This is a genomic window from Gordonia cholesterolivorans, from assembly GCF_039531975.1.
GTDB classification, from domain to species: Bacteria; Actinomycetota; Actinomycetes; order Mycobacteriales; family Mycobacteriaceae; genus Gordonia; species Gordonia sihwensis.
Map to the genome: position 1 here is coordinate 103,911 of NZ_BAAARB010000003.1, position 16,890 is coordinate 120,800.

Sequence of the window (16,890 nt, forward strand, 5' to 3'; positions counted from 1 at the left end):
GCTCCCCGACCGGCGGCGGTGCGGTGCATCCAGCCGGTTCGGTGCGTCAGTAGCGGTAGTGCTCGGGCTTGTAGGGACCCTCGACGTCGACGCCGATGTACTCGGCCTGCTCCTTGGTGAGCTTGGTCAGGCTGCCGCCGAGCGCTTCGACGTGGATGCGCGCGACCTTCTCGTCGAGATGCTTGGGCAGGCGGTACACCTCGTTGTCGTACTCGTCGCCCTTGGTCCACAGCTCGATCTGGGCGATCACCTGGTTGGCGAAGCTGTTGCTCATCACGAACGACGGGTGGCCGGTGGCGTTGCCCAGGTTCAGCAGTCGCCCTTCGGACAGCACGATGATGCTGTGGCCGTCGGGGAACACCCACTGGTCCACCTGCGGTTTGATGTTGATCCGCGTCATTCCTTCGGCGGACTCGAGTCCGGCCATGTCGATCTCGTTGTCGAAGTGACCGATGTTGCCCAGCACCGCCTGGTTCTTCATCTTCTTCATGTGCTCGAAGGTGATGATGCCCAGGTTGCCGGTGGCCGTGACGACGATGTCCGCGTTGCCGATCGCCTCATCGACGGTGACGACGTCGTAGCCGTCCATCATCGCCTGCAGTGCGTTGATCGGGTCGATCTCGGTGACCTGAACACGGGCGCCCTGCCCCGCCAGCGACTCCGCGCAGCCCTTGCCGACGTCACCGTAGCCGCAGATCAGCACCTTCTTGCCGCCGATGAGGACGTCGGTGCCGCGGTTGATGCCGTCGATCAGCGAGTGGCGGGTGCCGTACTTGTTGTCGAACTTGCTCTTGGTGACCGAGTCGTTGACGTTGATCGCGGGGAAGTCGAGTTCACCGGCGGCAGCGAACTGGTACAGACGGAGCACACCGGTGGTGGTCTCCTCGGTGACGCCCTGCACCGACTCGGCGATCGCCGTCCACTTGCCCGGGTCTGCGGCCAGCGAGCGGCGCAGCAGTTCCAGGAACACCTTGTACTCGGCGGGGTGATTGTCGTCGGCGGGCGGAACGACGCCGGCCTTCTCGAACTCCGCGCCACGCAGGACCAGCATGGTCGCGTCGCCGCCGTCGTCGAGGATCATGTTGGCGCGCCGCGGCTCGCCGTCGACGTCCGGCCAGGTCAGCATCTGCTCGGCCGCCCACCAGTACTCCTCCAGGGTCTCGCCCTTCCAGGCGAAGACCGGCACACCCTTGGGCTCCTCGACGGTTCCGTACGGGCCGACGACGACGGCCGCGGCCGCGTGGTCCTGGGTGGAGAAGATGTTGCACGAGGCCCAGCGGACCTCGGCGCCCAGATCGACTAGCGTCTCGATCAGGACTGCGGTCTGCACGGTCATGTGCAGCGACCCCGAGATGCGAGCGCCCTTGAGGGGCTTGACGTCGGCGTATTCGCGGCGCAACTCCATCAGACCCGGCATCTCGTGCTCGGCGAGGCGGATCTCCTTGCGGCCGTACTCGGCCTCGGAGAGGTCGGCGACCCTGAACTCGACGCCGTTGCGGGTTTCGGTGGTCAGAGCGCTGGAAGGCGCGGTCATCTGGTCCCTCTCGATTGACATCTTTGATCGTGAACGACGGTACCGGCCGCCGATTCGGCGGCCGGTACCAGTGCCCTAGGTCCTTCTACGCTATCGCGCTCACGCACTGCCGGTCGGACCACCGTCCGGCCGGTCGGCCGAATCAGTGGTGACGGTGTCGTAGGAGGGCAGTTCTTTGCGCTCACGCATACCGAGCACGGAGTGCTTGGCACCGTAGGTCAGGTACACGACGATGCCGATCATCATCCAGACGACGAATCGCAACCAGGTCTCGATCGACAGGTTGATCATCAGCCAGAAGCAGGCGATGACCGCCAGGATCGGCACCAGCGGTACGAACGGCACGGAGAAGCCGCGCTTGAGATCCGGCCGGGTGCGACGCAGCACCACGACACCGACGCACACCAGGACGAACGCGAACAGGGTACCGATGTTGACCATCTCTTCGAGCGTGCCCATCGGGAAGAAGAAGGCGAGCGCGCCGGAGACCACGCCGACGATCAGGGTGATGCGCACCGGCGTGCCGCGGCTGCCGGTCTTGGCCAGTCCGCGCGGGAGCAGTCCGTCGCGGGCCATGGCGAAACCGACTCGGGTCTGTCCGAGGAGCATCACCATCACGACTGTCGTCAGACCCGCCAGCGCACCGATGTTGATCGCCCACTGCGCCCAGGTGATGCCGTGCGCCTCGAAGGCCGTGGCGAGCGTCGACGATTCGACCGTCCCGTTCGGCAGCTTCTTATCCGCGAGGTCGGTGTACGGAACCATTCCGGTGAGCACCAGCGAGACGCCGACGTAAAGGATCGTGACGATGGCCAGCGATCCCAGGATGCCGCGCGGCAGCGACTTCTGCGGGTCCTTGGTCTCCTCCGCGGTGGTCGCGACGACGTCGAAGCCGATGAACGCGAAGAACACGAGCGACGCCGCGGCGAGCAGTCCGTACCAGCCGTACTGGCTGCCGGTGGCACCGGTGGCCCACGAGAAGAGCGTCTGATGGATTCCCGTCCCGGTCGACTCGCCCGGCTTGGCCGGCGGCACGTACGGCGAGTAGTTCTTGCCGGTGATGTAGAAGGCACCCACGATGATCACGAGCAGCACCACGGCCACCTTGATCGCGGTGATGATCACCGAGACCCGGGACGACAGCTTGGTACCGAGCACCAGCAGGGTGATGAGCACCGCGATCAGCACCGCCGCACCCCAGTCGTAGGTGTGCCCGCCGATGACGAAGACGTTGTTGCCCGCACCGATCACGTTGCCGAGGTACGACGACCAGCCCTTCGCCACGACGGAGGCGGCGAGCGCGAATTCCAGGATGAGGTCCCAACCGATGATCCAGGCGACGAATTCACCGAAGGTCGCATAGGAGAACGTGTAGGCCGATCCCGCCACCGGGACCGTGGAGGCGAACTCCGCGTAGCAGAGAGCTGCCAGACCGCAGGCGATCGCGGCGAGGACGAAGGCCAGAGACACCGAGGGGCCCGCGACGTTGCCGGCCGTCCGTGCGGTGAGGGTGAAGATGCCGGCGCCGACGACCACGGCGACGCCGAAGACTGTCAGGTCCCAGGCCGTCAGGTCCTTCCGGAGCTTGGTTTCGGGCTCGTCGGTGTCGGCCATCGATTGCTCGACCGATTTCACACGACCGAAGAAATTGGTCACGTAGGTTCTCCTTGCTGATTCGCGGGGTTTCCGCTGCGGGATGAACGGTCGGGGCGTGGTGCCTGCGCCAGGGTGTGCGCCCTCGTCGAGTAGCCCTGTGGCCTCGCCCGAGCTGACACCATCGATGTGATCCCCTCCACATTCATTGCGGTTTCAGAGGCTAGCGCATCGACGCGTTCCCGTAGGCCGCATCCAGGTCAGGAGTTGGTCACGAAGCGTTCTCACCCCTGTCGATGTCCGGTTCGAGGTAAATCACCCGGGCCTGCGGCACCGCGGCCCGCACCCGGGCCTCCGCCCCGTCGATCGCCCGAGCGATCTCGACGGCCCCCAGACCCGGCGCGATCGCGATCTTCGCCGCCACCAGGAGTTCCTCGGGTCCGAGGTACTGCGTCTTCATATGGATGACGCGATCGACGTCCTGCCCCGGGATCACCGAACGCAGCGTCGCCGACTCGGCCTCGGTCGCGCCCTCGCCGATCAGCAGGCTCTTCATCTCGACGATCAGGACGATCGCGATCAGGCCGAGCAGTACGCCGATCGAGAGGGTGCCGATGCCGTCCCAGATCGCATCACCGGTGATCATCGTCAGCCCGACGCCCGCGAGCGCCAGCACCAGACCGATCAGCGCGCCGCTGTCCTCGAGCAGGACCACCGGCAGTTCGGGATTGCGCGAGGTGCGGATGAACTGCCACCAGGACGCCCCGCCCTTGAGTGGCCTGGACTCCTTCCGGGCGGTGTGGAAGCTGTAGCCCTCGAGGCAGATCGCGACCAGGAGGATCACCACCGCGACCAGTGGTGAGTCGAGCCCGTGATCGCCCGCGTGGCGGATCTTCTCGACGCCTTCGTAGAGCGCGAACATCGAGCCGAGGGTGAAGATCACGAGCGCGACGATGAACGAGTAGAAGTACCTGCTGCGGCCGTACCCGAACGGATGCAGTTCGTCGGCCTTGCGCGCCGCGCTCTTCTGGCCGAGCAGAAGCAGGCCCTGGTTCGACGTGTCGGCGACGGAGTGGACGCCTTCGGCGAGCATCGATGAGGAACCGGTGATCGCGAAGCCGACGAACTTGGCCGCGGCGATTCCCGCATTGGCGGCCAGGGCGGCGACGATCGCGCGTGTCGACCCTTCTGCGGACATGGAGGACCTTCCGTCTGTGCACGTGGTGTCGGCCGGGCGGCCGCAAAGGAAGACTAATCGGTGGCGGCGGACCCGACCGTCCAGCGGCACGCGGAACGAGGGCCGGGAATTAACCGGACCACGGTCCGGTTACTCTGTGTGAAAGCCGCGGCGAGCGGACCCACCAGGAAGGAAGCGTTCGATGCAGTTCGGAATCTTCAGCGTCGGTGACGTGACCACCGACCCCACCACCGGCACCACGGTCAGCGAACACGAGCGGATTCAGGCGATGACCGCGATCGCCCTGAAGGCCGAAGAGGTCGGTCTGGACGTGTTCGCCACGGGTGAGCACCACAACCCGCCGTTCGTCCCCAGTTCGCCGACCACCATGCTCGGCTGGATAGCGGCTCGCACCGAGAAACTGCGGCTGTCGACCGCGACCACGCTCATCACCACGAACGACCCGGTCAAGATCGCCGAGGACTTCGCGATGCTTCAGCACCTGTCCGGGGGCCGGGCGGACCTGACACTCGGTCGCGGCAACACCGGTCCGGTGTACCCGTGGTTCGGCAAGGACATCCGGCAGGGCATCCCCCTCGCCGTCGAGAACTATCACCTCCTCCGGCGCCTGTGGCGGGAGAAGAACATCGACTGGGAGGGCCGGTTCCGGACGCCGCTGCAGGGCTACACCTCCACACCCGCTCCCCTCGACGACACTCCGCCGTTCGTATGGCACGGCTCCATCCGCTCCCCGGAGATCGCCGAGCAGGCCGCGTTCTACGGCGACGGCTTCTTCCACAACAACATCTTCTGGAACAAGGAGCACACCGAGCAGATGGTGAACCTGTACCGTCGCCGCTTCGAGCACTACGGCCACGGTTCCGCCGATCAGGCCATCGTCGGTCTCGGCGGTCAGGTCTTCATGGCGGACACCGAGAACGAGGCCAAGCGCCGGTTCCGTCCCTACTTCGACAACGCGCCCGTGTACGGCCACGGTCCGTCGCTCGAAGACTTCACCGACATGACCCCGCTGACCGTCGGCACGCCGGAGATGGTGATCGACAAGACCCTCTCATTCGCCGACTACGCGGGCGACTACCAGCGGCAGCTGTTCCTCGTCGACCACGCCGGACTTCCCCTGCCGCAGGTGCTCGAGCAGATCGAGATCCTGGGCACTCAGGTGGTGCCGGTCCTGCGTGCGGAATTCGACCGCCGCCGACCCGCCCACGTACCCTCCGATCCGCCCACCCACGAGTCCTTGGTGGCCGCCGGCCCGGGCTCACCGCACCGCCGGGTCACTCCGGCCGCATCCGTCGCGACCGCGGCGGCGAAGGGAGAGAACTGAGATGGCGCGACGTCTCCTCGTGATCAGCGCCGGCGTCTCGACGCCGTCGTCCACGCGGCTCCTGGCCGACCAGATCGCCGACGCCGTCACCGCGGGAGTGACCGCCCGGGGCGAGAGCGTCGACGTGCGGGTTCTGGAGCTGGCGCCGCTCGCCGCCGGTCTGGCCACCACGGTGACCACCGGTGTCGCGACAGCGGAGGTCAGCGCCGCCCGTGACGAGGTAGCCGCCGCCGACGGCATCGTCGCCGTGACCCCGGTCTTCACCGCCTCCTACAGCGGACTGTTCAAGATGTTCTTCGACGTGCTCGACCCCGACGCGATGACCGGCGTCCCGGTGCTGGTGGCGGCAACGGCGGGCACTCCGCGGCACAGTCTGGTCCTCGATCACGCCGTGCGCCCGCTGATGAGCTACCTGCGGGCCGACACGGTGCCGACCGCGGTCTTCGCCGCCACCGAGGACTTCGGCAGCAGCGAGCTCGGCGACCGAGTCCGCCGCGCCGCCGGCGAGCTGGCACAGCGGCTCGTCGGTGCGTCCGCGGTCGCCGGATTCGGCGGCCCCACCGACCTCGAGACCCGGCCGCGTCGATCGGCGGGGGCGAACGACCTCGGCGAGGTGACTCCCTTCGCCGAGCTGTTGCGAGGCCACACCGGAGACTGACCGATCAGGCACCGTCCTCGCTCGGTGTCCGCCCCGAGTGGCAGCCGATGCGGCTGCCACCCGGGGCGACCGTGTCTCACACCGCGAAGGTCTTGCCCACCCGGACGTCGGTCTCCCGCATGTGCGTGGCGGCCTTCTCGACTCCCGTGCCGAGCGAGTCGAGCCGAGCGCGCGCGTCGGCGAAGATCCGATCCCAGTTGCCCTGCGCCTGCTGGTACGACGCGGCGCCTCCCGAGTCCCAGTGCGCGGCGAGCGCCGTCACCTGGCGCTTGAGCTGACCCGACAGCTCTTCCAACCGCTGAAACTGTCCACGCAGGTCGCCCGAAAGCGTTCCGAGACTTGCGAAGTCGTACCGAATGAGTCCGTTGCTCATGTCATCCCCCTGTGAGTGTGCTGAATCGGATGTGTCAGTCGAAGATGTGCGCGTCGAGCTCGTGCGTCTGCGACGAGCGAGCCGCGCCACCGCTCCCCCGCGGCGGCCCCGCTACAACGACAGATGTCCCTGCAGGCCGGTGAGCTGGCCCGCCACCGTCACGTCTTCGTCGTCGTAACCGCGGAAGCCGGCGGTCAGCTTCGACTCGATCTCGTCCAGCGCGCCCTGCAGCTTGGTCGCGACCCCGTGCCAATCGGTATGCGTGGTCTCGAACGCGGTGGACGCCTTGCCGTCCCAGCCCGACTTGCCGTTCACCGCCGACTTCTGGATCTGGCCGACGATGCGCTGCATCTCGTCCACCACTCCTTTGATCGACGCCGCCGAGGCCTGTCCGGCGGCGACGTCGAGTTTGAGAGCCTGCATGTCGCAGTCCTTTCCTTGGTGTTCTTCTCGATCCCCGGATCACACCGATCCGGCGAGCTTCTGGCCGCCCAGTCCCAACTCCAGCGCCACGTCGAAGTCAAGCGACTCCGCGGTCATGGCCGTGAGCCAGTCCGGGTCCACCGCCTCGCTGCTAGCGGGCTCAGGCGCTACGGCGGCGGGCACGATCCGCGGTCCGTCCGCGGACTGACGTGCCGTGGCCGGCACGACCGGTGCCAGCGGCACGGCGGGCGCCGCCGCCGAGTCCGTTGACACAGTCGCCTGCGCTGCCCCGACCACCGCGGCGTTGGTGGTCATGGGCCGATCGGCCAGCGACACCGGTTCCGCGGCGACCGAGGCGGTCATCGCACTCGGAGCGGCGCCGGGAACGGAGGCTGCCGGTCTGACCGCCGGTCCACCGGCACCCGCGCCTCCGACCGCCGGCGCTCCAGCACCGGATGATCCGGCCGACGCTGCCCCGGGCGTCGTCGGTCCGCGGTCGCAGGCCGACGGACAGGGTGCGGGCACGGCAGCGGGGGTTCCGAGCGCATCCCGGTGGTTCGGGTTCGGAGCCGGGACCTCCGGTGCGCCGTCCGACCCCGTACCCGCCAAGAGCTTCGTAGCGAGAGTCGTTCCCGCCTGGACCATCGGGAGCGCCGACTCCAGCAGTTTCGCCGCCACCGCGAATCCGTCGCCGCCCGGCCCCGGCACCGCGGTGACCGGTATCGGCCTGCCGTTCGCCGCCATGTGCGCCGTGGGACCGGCCAGCTGAGTGCGAGTGGCCGCGACCACCGAGAGCCCCTCTGCCAGCCCCTCCGCCGCGATCCCGAGCGCCGCGAGCTGCCCGGGTGGGGTCGCCAGCGTCGGCAGTGCGGCGGCGAGCGCCCCTGCCGTCTTCACCACTACTCCCTGCAGTTGAGTCAGACCGGCGGCCACCACCGCTGCCGCGGCCTGCAGATCGGCAGAGATCGCCGCTCCCTGCGTCGCCAGCATGCCGGACTCCGACGCCGACCGCGACGCAGCCGTGACCGCCGATGTCGCAGCCTGTCCCACCCATCCGCCATCCACCGAACGGGCAGCGTTGAGCAGCAGCGTCACGCCGCCGTCGAGCAGGCCGGCGAGATCGTTGTGGGCGGCTGCGGGGTTCCCGATTCCGCCGAGCCTTCCGGTACCGAATGTCGCGAGCAGATCGGTGATCGGCTTCAGCAACATCGCCGGATCGATCGCGGGCAGCACCGGCAACTCGGGAAGGCTCGCCGGCAGGTGCACGTTCAACGGTGCCTGAACCGGCGCGATCCCGAATCTCGCGAGCGCGTCCCCCGCGCCGCAGTCCGCCGCGGTGGCCACCTCGGGGCTCCCGCACGTGTGGGCATCCGGTCCGGACGCCGGCCCCGCATCGTCGGAGGTTCGGTGCCGGCTCACACTCGGACCCCGCAGGCACCGGTGCCGTCGGCGTCGGAGAACGAGGCGATTCCGGCCGACACCGCGGCTGCGGTCGCCGCATGCGCGGCGGCGAGAAGCCCGACTCCGCGGAGGTGATTGGCCTGTGCCACCGAGTAGGCGGCGGCGAACTCCTGCCCGATCAGACCGAATACCGCCGTCACTGCGGCCCCCACCGCCGCCGTGTCGAACGCTCCGGCAGTGGCCGTCGCCGTTCCCAGCGCCGCCGATGTGGCGCCGAACGTCTGCACCGCTTCCGGGTGCGCCATCGTCTCGTTCACGTCTCCCCCTGATGCTTGAAGAATCGAGCCCTCATGTAATTGGACGCACCGGATCCCGGTTCGGTTCCACCGCCGCGCCGGAGTCGTCGACTCCGGTCAGTGCGGCGAACTCGCCGCAGAACGACTGCATGATCTCGCTGCGCTCGGCGAAGGCATCCGTCGCGGCGCGCACTGCCGCACCCACGATCTCCTCCGACAGTCGTGCGCCCTTTCCGCCGCCGGCGCCGGCGGCGATCTCCAACTCGATGAGGGCGCCGTTGCCGTTCACCGTCACGCGCACGCGACCGTCGTCGCCGACTCCGGTCGCGCGCAGTTGCTGCAGTCTCCGGTGCACGTCCTCCAGCGCCCCCAGCTGCCGCTGCGCCCGATCGGCGACGGCGTCCATCTCGGGGTTCACCGATTCCGTCCTGCACTCGAGGCATCCGCTGCCGCCTCGGCGTTCACCAGTTCCTTGCGTGACGGCAGCCCGAGCAGATCGAGTGCCTCCTCATCGACACCGCGCCCCCGCAACCGGTGCCTGGCCTGCGCTCCCGCTGTCGTGCTCGCGAGGGTGCACAGCGCCATGATCTCGCGCGCCAGTGCCGCCGGAGACCGCCGCATCGCCCGAGACGAAATAGTCATCCCTACCGGCAGTCCCGCGGCCGTGCACGTGACGGAGATGGCCCCGGATCTCGATGCGACAGTGGTCAGCCCCGCCGGTTCCGTGTCGGAACCCTGATGTCGATTCTCTTCTGCCATGTGACTTAGACGCGCGTGACTCGTTTTCGGTTCCATCGATTCGAACGCGGGCGTGTCGCCGTCGGCGACGTCTAACGTTCCACTCCGACCGCAGCATCGTCGCTGCGAGCGACCCGAGGGGGACACATGACACCATCAGAAGTCCAGATGAGCGACACTCCGCCCTGGCTCGGCCATCAGCCGCACGAACCGCGGCCGGACATCGATCTGTCCGCGATCATCGGTCTCTCGCCGCCCGTCTCCGCAGAGCACGCCTCCGCAGAGCCCGATGAGGCTGCACCGCTGCGCGCCGCACCGGAGATCGACGCGACGGTCCATCCCGCACCGATGCCGTATCCGGTGCCACCGGTACCCGCGCCGCTCGGGCCGCCCGTCAGCGGGTTCGTCCCGGCCGCACCGGCCGCACCGCTCCCGCCCGCCGGTCCAGCCCTGGATCAAGTCGCGATCCTGCGCAAGGCACGGCGTGCCCCCGTGCGCGGATGGCGGCGCGCCGTGCACGCGGTGACCGCCGGGTTGGTGAACCCCGGCGAGTCGCCCGCCGAAATCGAGTACCAGCAGCTGCTGGAACGACTCCGGCGCCCGATTCGCGGCGACTACCGCATCGCGGTGCTGTCGTTGAAGGGCGGCGTGGGCAAGACCACCACGACGATCGGACTCGGTTCCACGTTCGCATCGCTCCGCGGCGACCGGGTGATCGCGGTGGACGCCAATCCGGATCTCGGAACCCTCGCGCAGCGCATTCCGCAGCAGACCGCCTCCACCGTCCGCGACCTGCTCGCCGACACCGCGGTGCACCGGTACTCCGATGTCCGTGCGCACACCTCGCAAGCCCCCAGCCGGCTCGAAGTGCTGGCCTCAGAACGCGACCCCGCTGCCGCCGAGGCGTTCAGCGAACGGGAGTACCGCGGCGTCGTCGACATTCTCCAGCGCTTCTACAACGTGATCCTCACCGATTGCGGCACCGGAATGAGCGCCGACGCCATGCGCGGCGTCCTCGACACCGCCGACGCTCTGGTCCTGGTCTCCTCTCCCGCACTCGACGGAGCACGCAGCGCCGGTTCCACGCTGGACTGGCTGGCCGGACACGGCTACGGCCACCTCATCCCGCACAGCGTGGTGGTGCTCAGCTCATCCCGACCGGGTTCGTCGACCATCGACGTCGACCAGCTCGTACAACACTTCCTGACCCGCTGCCGGGCGGTACACACCATCGGATTCGACGATCACCTCGCCGAAGGCGCCGACATCGATCTGGAACTCCTCAGCAAGTCCACCCGCCGGTCGTTCGTCGAACTGGCCGCCACCGTCGCCGACGACTTCGCCAATCCCCCGCGGCGCGGAACCGGCGGGTGACCGAGGGCGCGGCGGACTACTCCACGACCGGACCCGCACACCCGAGATCACCGGCGTCGCGGACGTCCCGCGTCTGTTCGTTGCGCGCCGCCCACTCCTCGGGCGGCGGATAGCTCACGCTCGTCAGGCACAGGCCACGGGCCTGCGCCACGGGCACCTGCGCGGAGCGTGCGCGCTCAGACAACAGCCCGGCACACCAGTCGACGCCGCGGCGACCGTCGCCGACCGAGGCCACCGCGCCCACGAGGGACCGGACCATCGACCAGCAGAAGGCGTCGGCCACCACGGTGCCGACCAGCACGTCGCCGTCTCGCCGCCAACTGAAGCGCTGGAGTTCGCGGATGGTGGTGGAGCCCGGCCGGTAGCGGCAGAAGGCCGCGAAGTCGTTGAGCCCGACCAGAGCGGCCGAGGCCGCGTTCATGGCCTCGACGTCCAGGGGCCGGGTCCAATCGGCGGTGGTGCGGGCGAGGGTCGGCTCGGCGCCCCACGCGGCGTCGGTGAGCCGGTATTCGTACGTGCGCGCCAGTGCGGAGAAACGCGCATCGAAGTCTGCGGAAACGGTCTCGATCCGCTTCACCCGCACATCGTCCGGGAGCATCTTGGCGAGCCTGCGAACCAGTCGCGACGGGTCCCCGTCGATGGACCTGGTCTGCAACGACGCGACGGGGACGTCGCAGTGCGCCACCTGCCCGGCGGCGTGGACACCGGCGTCGGTCCGGCCCGCGACAGTCAGCCGAATCGGCGCGCGGAGCACGGTGCTCAGCGTCTGCTCGAGACTCTCGCAGACCGTCCGTCGACCGGGCTGCGTGGCCCAGCCGGAGAAGTCGGTGCCGTCGTAGCCGATCAGCAACCGAAGACGACACAGCCCGTCCCCATCGATGATGGGGACGGACTGTGTCGTCATGGAGTGTCACCTCTCGCTCGGCGGCGACCGTCAGGTCATCGGCGAGCGAAGCGGCTACTGGTCCTGTGCCTCGTCGGCAGCGGCCTCGTCGGCCGGAGCCTCGTCAGCGGCTTCTGCCGGAGCAGCCTCCTCGGCCGCCTTGGCCTTGGACGCGGCGGCGCGGGTGGCACGGTTGGCCTCCGACGACGCCGTCTTCTCCTGCACCAGCTCGATCACGGCCATCGGGGCGTTGTCGCCCTTGCGCGGCAGCGTCTTGATGATGCGGGTGTATCCGCCGTTGCGCTCCGCGAAGTGCGGGCCGATCTCGGCGAACAGGGTGTGAACGACATCCTTGTCGCGGATGTCCTTCATGACCTCGCGACGGTTGGCCAGCTGGCCGGCCTTCGCGTGGGTGATCAGCTTCTCGGCGTACGGACGCAGCCGCTTCGCCTTGGCTTCGGTGGTGGTGATTCGGCCGTGCTCGAAGAGAGCCGTGGCGAGGTTCGCCAGGATCGCCTTCTGGTGGCTGGCCGACCCGCCGAGGCGGGCACCCTTGGTGGGCTTGGGCATGTCTTTCTCCTAGGAGCGACTCACGATCTCGCGACCGGAAGTCCGTTGGTCTGGAAAAACCAGGTGGTTCTTTGCGAGCCCTACAGCTGCTCGGTCTCGGCGTAATCCTCGCCACCGTCGTCGCCGAACGACGCATCATCGGACCAGGTGCCGGTGGCCGGGTCGTAGCCGGCGACCTGCGACGGGTCGAAGCTCGCCGGGCTGTCCTTGAGGGCCAGACCCAGGCTGTGCAGCTTCACCTTGACCTCGTCGATCGACTTCTGGCCGAAGTTGCGGATGTCGAGCAGATCCGACTCGGTGCGCGCAACCAGCTCGCCGACGGTGTGGACACCCTCGCGCTTGAGGCAGTTGTACGAACGGACGGTCAGCTCGAGATCCTCGATCGGCAGGCTGAACGCGGCGATGTGATCCGCCTCCTGCGGCGACGGGCCGATCTCGATGCCCTCGGCCTCGACGTTGAGCTCCCGAGCCAGGCCGAAGAGCTCGACCAGGGTCTTGCCGGCCGACGCCAGGGCGTCACGCGCGGTCATGGAGTTCTTGGTCTCCACGTCGAGCACCAGCCGATCGAAGTCGGTGCGCTGCTCGACACGGGTGGCCTCGACCTTGTAGGTCACCTTCAGGACCGGCGAGTAGATCGAGTCGACCGGGATGCGGCCGATCTCGGCGCCGGTGGCCTTGTTCTGCACGGCCGGCACGTAACCTCGGCCCCGCTCGACGACCAGCTCGATCTCGAGCTTGCCCTTGTCGTTGAGGGTCGCGATGTGCAGGTCCGGGTTGTGCACGGTGACGCCGGCGGGCGGAACGATGTCCGCACCGGTGACGGTGCCCGGGCCCTGCTTACGGACGTACATGGTGACCGGCTCGTCCTCTTCGGAGCTCACGACCAGTCCCTTGAGGTTCAGGATGATGTTGGTGACATCCTCCTTCACGCCGGGAACGGTGGTGAACTCGTGCAGGACACCGTCGATGCGGATGCTGGTGACCGCCGCGCCCGGGATGGACGACAGCAGCGTGCGCCGCAGCGAGTTGCCCAAGGTGTAGCCGAAGCCCGGCTCGAGGGGTTCGATGGTGAACTTCGAGCGGTTGTCGGCGATGACCTCTTCGGACAGAGTGGGTCGCTGTGAGATGAGCATGTGGTGGGATTCTCCTTCGGCCGCCCACTATTTGACGGCGTCGAGGTGGACCGGGCAGCTGATGCTGCTCAGTAGGTTTCGCGAAAGCTCGGGTGAGACTACTTGGAGTAGTACTCGACGATGAGCTGCTCGGTGAGCGGAACCTCGATCTGTGCGCGCTCGGGCAGCGAGTGCACGAGGATGCGCAGAGTCGACGGAACCACCTGCAGCCAGGCCGGGGTCGGACGATCGCCCAGGGTCTCCTTGGCGATCTGGAACGGCGTGGTCTGCAGCGACTTCGGACGGACGTCGATGATGTCGTACTGGCTGACGCGGTAGCTGGGCACGTCCACGCGAACACCGTTCACGGTGAAGTGGCCGTGGCTGACCATCTGGCGGGCCTGACGACGAGTCCGGGCCAGTCCGGCGCGGTACACGACGTTGTCCAGACGCGACTCGAGGATCTGCAGCAGCACGTCGCCGGTCTTGCCCGAGCGACGGTTGGCTTCCTCGTAGTAGCGGCGGAACTGCTTCTCCATGACGCCGTAGGTGAAGCGGGCCTTCTGCTTCTCCTGCAGCTGGAGCAGGTACTCGGTCTCCTTGATCCGCGCGCGACCGTGCTGGCCGGGCGGGTACGGGCGACGCTCGTACGCCTGGTCTCCGCCGATCAGATCGACGCGAAGACGACGGGACTTCTTGGTTGCGGGGCCGGTATAGCGAGCCATGTTCTACTTCCTTCTGTCTCTATTCCGGGTCCCGCTAGACCCGGCGCCGCTTGGGCGGACGGCAGCCGTTGTGCGGCTGCGGGGTCACATCGGAAATGGTGCCGACCTCGAGGCCGGCGGCCTGCAGCGACCGGATGGCGGTCTCGCGACCCGAACCCGGTCCCTTGACGAACACATCGACCTTCTTGACACCGTTCTCCTGCGCCTTGCGGGCAGCGTTCTCGGCAGCGAGCTGCGCGGCGAACGGGGTGCTCTTACGCGAGCCCTTGAAGCCGACGTGGCCGGAGCTGGCCCAGCTGATCACGTTGCCCTCGGGGTCGGTGATCGAGACGATGGTGTTGTTGAACGTCGACTTGATGTGGGCGTGGCCCAGCGGAACGTTCTTCTTGTCGCGACGACGGGTGCCCTTCTTCGGGCCTGCGCTACGTGACTTGGGGGGCATTACTTCTTCTTCCCGGCGATGGTCTTCTTCGGGCCCTTACGAGTACGGGCATTGGTCTTGGTGCGCTGACCGTGGACCGGCAGGCCGCGACGGTGGCGCAGACCCTGGTAGCAGCCGATCTCGATCTTGCGACGGATGTCGGCCTGCACCTCGCGGCGCAGGTCACCCTCGACCTTGACCGAGGACTCGATGTACTCGCGGAGCTTCGCGACGTCTGCGTCGGTCAGGTCCTTGGCGCGCAGATCGGCCGAGAGGCCGGTGGCGGCGAGGATTTCCTTCGAGGTGGTGCGACCCACCCCGTAGATGTAGGTGAGCGCGATCTCCAGCCGCTTCTCGCGGGGGAGATCCACACCTGCAACACGTGCCATGTGGCGATTCCTTACATATTCAGAGGTCTGCTCCCAGCCCGCCCCGGACTCTGCGCCGGGCCCCGGCCTCTGCACCGGGGGTCGGCATCCGCGCGTCTGCGAATGCTGGTTCTGGGAGTTCTTCGATAACGATGTTCAGTTATGTGTCTTCAAGCGACCTGAAGAAGCTGATCAGCCCTGACGCTGCTTGTGACGCAGGTTGTCGCAGATCACCATGACCCGACCGTTACGGCGGATCACCTTGCACTTCTCGCAGATCGGCTTGACGCTCGGCTTGACCTTCACGTCAGCTTCTCCCTTTGTTCTCCTGTGGCGTGCCGCCGTAGGACTCGGCAGCACGGTGTCCGGGCACCACGAAGCGACGCATCGCTCCGGCACCGCCCGTACGAGGGTTACTTGTACCGGTAGACGATGCGTCCGCGGCCGAGGTCGTAGGGCGAGAGCTCCACGACGACTCGATCCTCAGGCAGGATGCGGATGTAATGCTGCCGCATCTTGCCACTGATGTGGGCGAGGACCTTGTGTCCGTTCTCCAGCTCAATGCGGAACATCGCATTGGGCAGGGGCTCGACTACGCGTCCCTCGACCTCAATGGCCCCATCTTTCTTCGCCATATCCTCCGCGATTCTCCGGCGACCGGCCTTACCGTGTCCGCCGACTCCAGCTTCGTCTATCCGCTACGGTGGCGTTATCGAACGGTCACCCCGGTCCGGTGCTGTGAGGCACCGGGCGTGGGCATGCGTGACCGCACGACGCACCGACGATCAAGTCTACGCCAGTTGCGGCGTTCGTTCCAAACGGCGTGCCACACTGGAGGCATGCGTGCATTCCTCATCCGCAGCGCCCTGACCGGCGTGGCCCTGTGGATCGCCACCCTCATCGTCCCCGGCGTCCACTTCGAGTTCGGCGACATCGAGTCGTGGTGGGCGAAGGTCGGCATCGTCTTCTTCGTCGCGGTGGTCTTCGGACTCGTGAACGGTTTCATCAAGCCGATCATCCAGATCCTCTCGATTCCGCTGTACATCCTCACGCTCGGCCTCATCCACATCATCATCAACGCGTTGATGCTGGAGATCACGAGCTGGCTGACCCACAACGTCTTCCACCACGGTCTCGTCGTGGACAGCTTCTTCTGGGCGGCGATCTTCGGCGCGATCGTCGTCTCGGTGGTCGGATGGCTGACGGCCATGGTGATGCGCGACAGCGTCGAGAATCTGTGAGTGAGCGCCGCACCGTGGCGGTCTGCGACCTCGGTGAGACGTCCGCGCGCTGCCATGGACTGCGGATCGACCTCGGTGTCGCGGCGATGGGAGCCTCGGCAGGCGCCGGGGGCCAACGGCGGGTCGGCGCATCGGTGTCCGGCGTGTACGAGTTGCTCTGACATGCGGGCCGTGATCCAGCGCGTCAGTTCCGCGTCCGTCACCGTCGACGGTGAGACCGTCGGCGCCCTCGACCTGTCCGGCGGGGCACTCGGTCTGGTCGCACTGGTCGGCGTCACCCACGACGACGACCGGGCCGCCGCGGCCAAGCTCGCCGACAAGATCTGGCGTCTGCGGATCCTCGACGGAGGTGACGACCGCCGCGAGGCCTCGGCGGCGGATCTGAACGCCCCGATCCTGGTGATCAGCCAGTTCACGCTGTACGGGAACACCGACAAGGGCCGGCGACCGTCGTGGAGTGCGGCCGCGCCGGGTCCGGTCGCCGAACCACTGGTCGACGAGGTGGTCGACGCCCTGCGCGCGCTCGGCGCGACCGTCGAGACCGGACGCTTCGGCGCACACATGCACGTCGATCTGGTCAACGACGGCCCGGTGACGCTGATCCTCGACGTCTAGATCGGCGACACCGCCCGCCGCCTCGGCTCGATCCACTCCCCCG

General features: G+C 67.7%; 22 protein-coding genes and 1 pseudogene. 6 read left to right on the forward strand and 17 right to left on the reverse strand.

Annotation, left to right across the window (positions count from 1 at the left end; all coding sequences use genetic code 11):
- Positions 1 to 46: 46 nt before the first annotated feature.
- From ahcY to ABFX36_RS03860, 3 genes are all read right to left on the reverse strand, one after another.
- Positions 47 to 1,534, reverse strand: coding sequence for an adenosylhomocysteinase (gene ahcY / locus ABFX36_RS03850; RefSeq protein WP_006895565.1), 1,488 nt, complete (start codon positions 1,532 to 1,534; stop codon positions 47 to 49).
- A gap of 99 nt (positions 1,535 to 1,633) precedes the next feature.
- A complete protein-coding gene (locus ABFX36_RS03855; protein WP_346075003.1) occupies positions 1,634 to 3,190 on the reverse strand; it encodes an APC family permease in 1,557 nt (518 codons plus the stop codon).
- Positions 3,191 to 3,398: 208 nt separating this feature from the next.
- Positions 3,399 to 4,325: a cation diffusion facilitator family transporter gene (locus ABFX36_RS03860; RefSeq protein WP_278124711.1), complete on the reverse strand. Its 927-nt coding sequence runs from the start codon at positions 4,323 to 4,325 to the stop codon at positions 3,399 to 3,401.
- Between the two features lie 181 nt (positions 4,326 to 4,506).
- Here ABFX36_RS03860 and ABFX36_RS03865 point away from each other — a divergent pair, with 181 nt between their 5' ends.
- Both ABFX36_RS03865 and ABFX36_RS03870 read left to right on the forward strand, forming a co-directional pair.
- Positions 4,507 to 5,649, forward strand: a complete 1,143-nt coding sequence (locus tag ABFX36_RS03865; RefSeq protein ID WP_346075005.1) for an LLM class flavin-dependent oxidoreductase — start codon at positions 4,507 to 4,509, stop codon at positions 5,647 to 5,649.
- 1 nt (position 5,650) lies between these two features.
- The gene (locus ABFX36_RS03870; RefSeq protein ID WP_278124715.1) at positions 5,651 to 6,307 is read left to right on the forward strand and encodes a CE1759 family FMN reductase; all 657 of its coding nucleotides are present in this window, start codon (positions 5,651 to 5,653) and stop codon (positions 6,305 to 6,307) included.
- 76 nt (positions 6,308 to 6,383) lie between these two features.
- Here the strand turns inward: ABFX36_RS03870 and ABFX36_RS03875 are convergent, their stop codons facing one another.
- From ABFX36_RS03875 to ABFX36_RS03900, 6 genes are all read right to left on the reverse strand, one after another.
- Positions 6,384 to 6,680, reverse strand: a complete 297-nt coding sequence (locus ABFX36_RS03875) for a WXG100 family type VII secretion target (RefSeq protein WP_278124718.1) — start codon at positions 6,678 to 6,680, stop codon at positions 6,384 to 6,386.
- 111 nt (positions 6,681 to 6,791) lie between these two features.
- On the reverse strand, positions 6,792 to 7,103 hold the full coding sequence (locus tag ABFX36_RS03880) for a WXG100 family type VII secretion target (RefSeq protein WP_006895571.1): 312 nt from the start codon (positions 7,101 to 7,103) through the stop codon (positions 6,792 to 6,794).
- A 39-nt stretch (positions 7,104 to 7,142) separates the two neighbouring features.
- A complete protein-coding gene (locus tag ABFX36_RS03885) occupies positions 7,143 to 8,522 on the reverse strand; it encodes a hypothetical protein (RefSeq protein ID WP_346075008.1) in 1,380 nt (459 codons plus the stop codon).
- Positions 8,519 to 8,821 (reverse strand): hypothetical protein, encoded by a 303-nt coding sequence (locus ABFX36_RS03890; protein WP_428832040.1) that lies wholly within the window; start codon positions 8,819 to 8,821, stop codon positions 8,519 to 8,521. Before ABFX36_RS03890 ends, ABFX36_RS03885 begins: the two co-directional genes overlap by 4 nt.
- Before the next feature lie 31 nt (positions 8,822 to 8,852).
- A complete protein-coding gene (locus tag ABFX36_RS03895; RefSeq protein ID WP_006895574.1) occupies positions 8,853 to 9,218 on the reverse strand; it encodes a YbaB/EbfC family nucleoid-associated protein in 366 nt (121 codons plus the stop codon).
- Positions 9,215 to 9,442, reverse strand: coding sequence for a hypothetical protein (locus ABFX36_RS03900; RefSeq protein ID WP_346075010.1), 228 nt, complete (start codon positions 9,440 to 9,442; stop codon positions 9,215 to 9,217). The genes ABFX36_RS03895 and ABFX36_RS03900 overlap by 4 nt, the downstream gene beginning before the upstream one ends.
- Before the next feature lie 243 nt (positions 9,443 to 9,685).
- Between ABFX36_RS03900 and ABFX36_RS03905 the strand changes: the two genes are divergently transcribed.
- Complete coding sequence (locus ABFX36_RS03905; RefSeq protein ID WP_346075012.1) at positions 9,686 to 10,912, forward strand: nucleotide-binding protein; 1,227 nt, start codon at positions 9,686 to 9,688, stop codon at positions 10,910 to 10,912.
- 16 nt (positions 10,913 to 10,928) lie between these two features.
- Here the strand turns inward: ABFX36_RS03905 and truA are convergent, their stop codons facing one another.
- The 8 genes and pseudogenes from truA to infA form a co-directional block, all read right to left on the reverse strand.
- Entirely contained in the window at positions 10,929 to 11,816 is an 888-nt protein-coding gene (truA, locus tag ABFX36_RS03910; RefSeq protein WP_346075014.1) for a tRNA pseudouridine(38-40) synthase TruA, read from the reverse strand.
- A 60-nt stretch (positions 11,817 to 11,876) separates the two neighbouring features.
- Positions 11,877 to 12,365, reverse strand: a pseudogene (gene rplQ, locus ABFX36_RS03915) (50S ribosomal protein L17); the annotation flags it as partial.
- Positions 12,366 to 12,445: 80 nt separating this feature from the next.
- A complete protein-coding gene (locus tag ABFX36_RS03920) occupies positions 12,446 to 13,498 on the reverse strand; it encodes a DNA-directed RNA polymerase subunit alpha (protein WP_346075016.1) in 1,053 nt (350 codons plus the stop codon).
- A gap of 98 nt (positions 13,499 to 13,596) precedes the next feature.
- Positions 13,597 to 14,202 (reverse strand): 30S ribosomal protein S4, encoded by a 606-nt coding sequence (gene rpsD / locus ABFX36_RS03925; RefSeq protein WP_006895580.1) that lies wholly within the window; start codon positions 14,200 to 14,202, stop codon positions 13,597 to 13,599.
- A 34-nt stretch (positions 14,203 to 14,236) separates the two neighbouring features.
- Positions 14,237 to 14,644, reverse strand: a complete 408-nt coding sequence (gene rpsK / locus ABFX36_RS03930) for a 30S ribosomal protein S11 (protein WP_006895581.1) — start codon at positions 14,642 to 14,644, stop codon at positions 14,237 to 14,239.
- Positions 14,644 to 15,012, reverse strand: a complete 369-nt coding sequence (rpsM, locus tag ABFX36_RS03935; protein WP_006895582.1) for a 30S ribosomal protein S13 — start codon at positions 15,010 to 15,012, stop codon at positions 14,644 to 14,646. The genes rpsK and rpsM overlap by 1 nt, the downstream gene beginning before the upstream one ends.
- Before the next feature lie 171 nt (positions 15,013 to 15,183).
- Positions 15,184 to 15,297 (reverse strand): 50S ribosomal protein L36, encoded by a 114-nt coding sequence (gene rpmJ, locus ABFX36_RS03940; RefSeq protein ID WP_009679193.1) that lies wholly within the window; start codon positions 15,295 to 15,297, stop codon positions 15,184 to 15,186.
- Positions 15,298 to 15,404: 107 nt separating this feature from the next.
- A complete protein-coding gene (infA, locus tag ABFX36_RS03945; RefSeq protein ID WP_005187701.1) occupies positions 15,405 to 15,626 on the reverse strand; it encodes a translation initiation factor IF-1 in 222 nt (73 codons plus the stop codon).
- Positions 15,627 to 15,830: 204 nt separating this feature from the next.
- On the opposite strand from infA, the gene ABFX36_RS03950 reads away from it, so the two are divergent.
- From ABFX36_RS03950 to dtd, 3 genes are read left to right on the forward strand one after another with little or no spacing between them, the layout of a single operon-like run.
- On the forward strand, positions 15,831 to 16,232 hold the full coding sequence (locus tag ABFX36_RS03950; protein ID WP_045537174.1) for a phage holin family protein: 402 nt from the start codon (positions 15,831 to 15,833) through the stop codon (positions 16,230 to 16,232).
- A complete protein-coding gene (locus ABFX36_RS03955; protein WP_346075022.1) occupies positions 16,229 to 16,393 on the forward strand; it encodes a hypothetical protein in 165 nt (54 codons plus the stop codon). The genes ABFX36_RS03950 and ABFX36_RS03955 overlap by 4 nt, the downstream gene beginning before the upstream one ends.
- A 1-nt stretch (position 16,394) precedes the next feature.
- The gene (gene dtd, locus ABFX36_RS03960) at positions 16,395 to 16,847 is read left to right on the forward strand and encodes a D-aminoacyl-tRNA deacylase (protein WP_006895584.1); all 453 of its coding nucleotides are present in this window, start codon (positions 16,395 to 16,397) and stop codon (positions 16,845 to 16,847) included.
- Positions 16,848 to 16,890 lie beyond the last annotated feature (43 nt).

Bases quoted from the DNA above. Each gene is read 5' to 3' on its own strand.
- rpsM (WP_006895582.1), bottom strand. From the start codon at position 15,012: ATGGCACGTGTTGCAGGTGTGGATCTCCCCCGCGAGAAGCGGCTGGAG.
- ABFX36_RS03860 (WP_278124711.1), bottom strand. From the start codon at position 4,325: ATGTCCGCAGAAGGGTCGACACGCGCGATCGTCGCCGCCCTGGCCGCC.
- ABFX36_RS03900 (WP_346075010.1), bottom strand. From the start codon at position 9,442: ATGACTATTTCGTCTCGGGCGATGCGGCGGTCTCCGGCGGCACTGGCG.
- ABFX36_RS03920 (WP_346075016.1), bottom strand. From the start codon at position 13,498: ATGCTCATCTCACAGCGACCCACTCTGTCCGAAGAGGTCATCGCCGAC.
- rpsK (WP_006895581.1), bottom strand. From the start codon at position 14,644: ATGCCCCCCAAGTCACGTAGCGCAGGCCCGAAGAAGGGCACCCGTCGT.
- ABFX36_RS03875 (WP_278124718.1), bottom strand. From the start codon at position 6,680: ATGAGCAACGGACTCATTCGGTACGACTTCGCAAGTCTCGGAACGCTT.
- ABFX36_RS03880 (WP_006895571.1), bottom strand. From the start codon at position 7,103: ATGCAGGCTCTCAAACTCGACGTCGCCGCCGGACAGGCCTCGGCGGCG.
- ABFX36_RS03870 (WP_278124715.1), top strand. From the start codon at position 5,651: ATGGCGCGACGTCTCCTCGTGATCAGCGCCGGCGTCTCGACGCCGTCG.
- ahcY (WP_006895565.1), bottom strand. From the start codon at position 1,534: ATGACCGCGCCTTCCAGCGCTCTGACCACCGAAACCCGCAACGGCGTC.
- ABFX36_RS03905 (WP_346075012.1), top strand. From the start codon at position 9,686: ATGACACCATCAGAAGTCCAGATGAGCGACACTCCGCCCTGGCTCGGC.
- truA (WP_346075014.1), bottom strand. From the start codon at position 11,816: ATGACGACACAGTCCGTCCCCATCATCGATGGGGACGGGCTGTGTCGT.
- ABFX36_RS03865 (WP_346075005.1), top strand. From the start codon at position 4,507: ATGCAGTTCGGAATCTTCAGCGTCGGTGACGTGACCACCGACCCCACC.
- dtd (WP_006895584.1), top strand. From the start codon at position 16,395: ATGCGGGCCGTGATCCAGCGCGTCAGTTCCGCGTCCGTCACCGTCGAC.
- infA (WP_005187701.1), bottom strand. From the start codon at position 15,626: ATGGCGAAGAAAGATGGGGCCATTGAGGTCGAGGGACGCGTAGTCGAG.
- rpsD (WP_006895580.1), bottom strand. From the start codon at position 14,202: ATGGCTCGCTATACCGGCCCCGCAACCAAGAAGTCCCGTCGTCTTCGC.
- ABFX36_RS03950 (WP_045537174.1), top strand. From the start codon at position 15,831: ATGCGTGCATTCCTCATCCGCAGCGCCCTGACCGGCGTGGCCCTGTGG.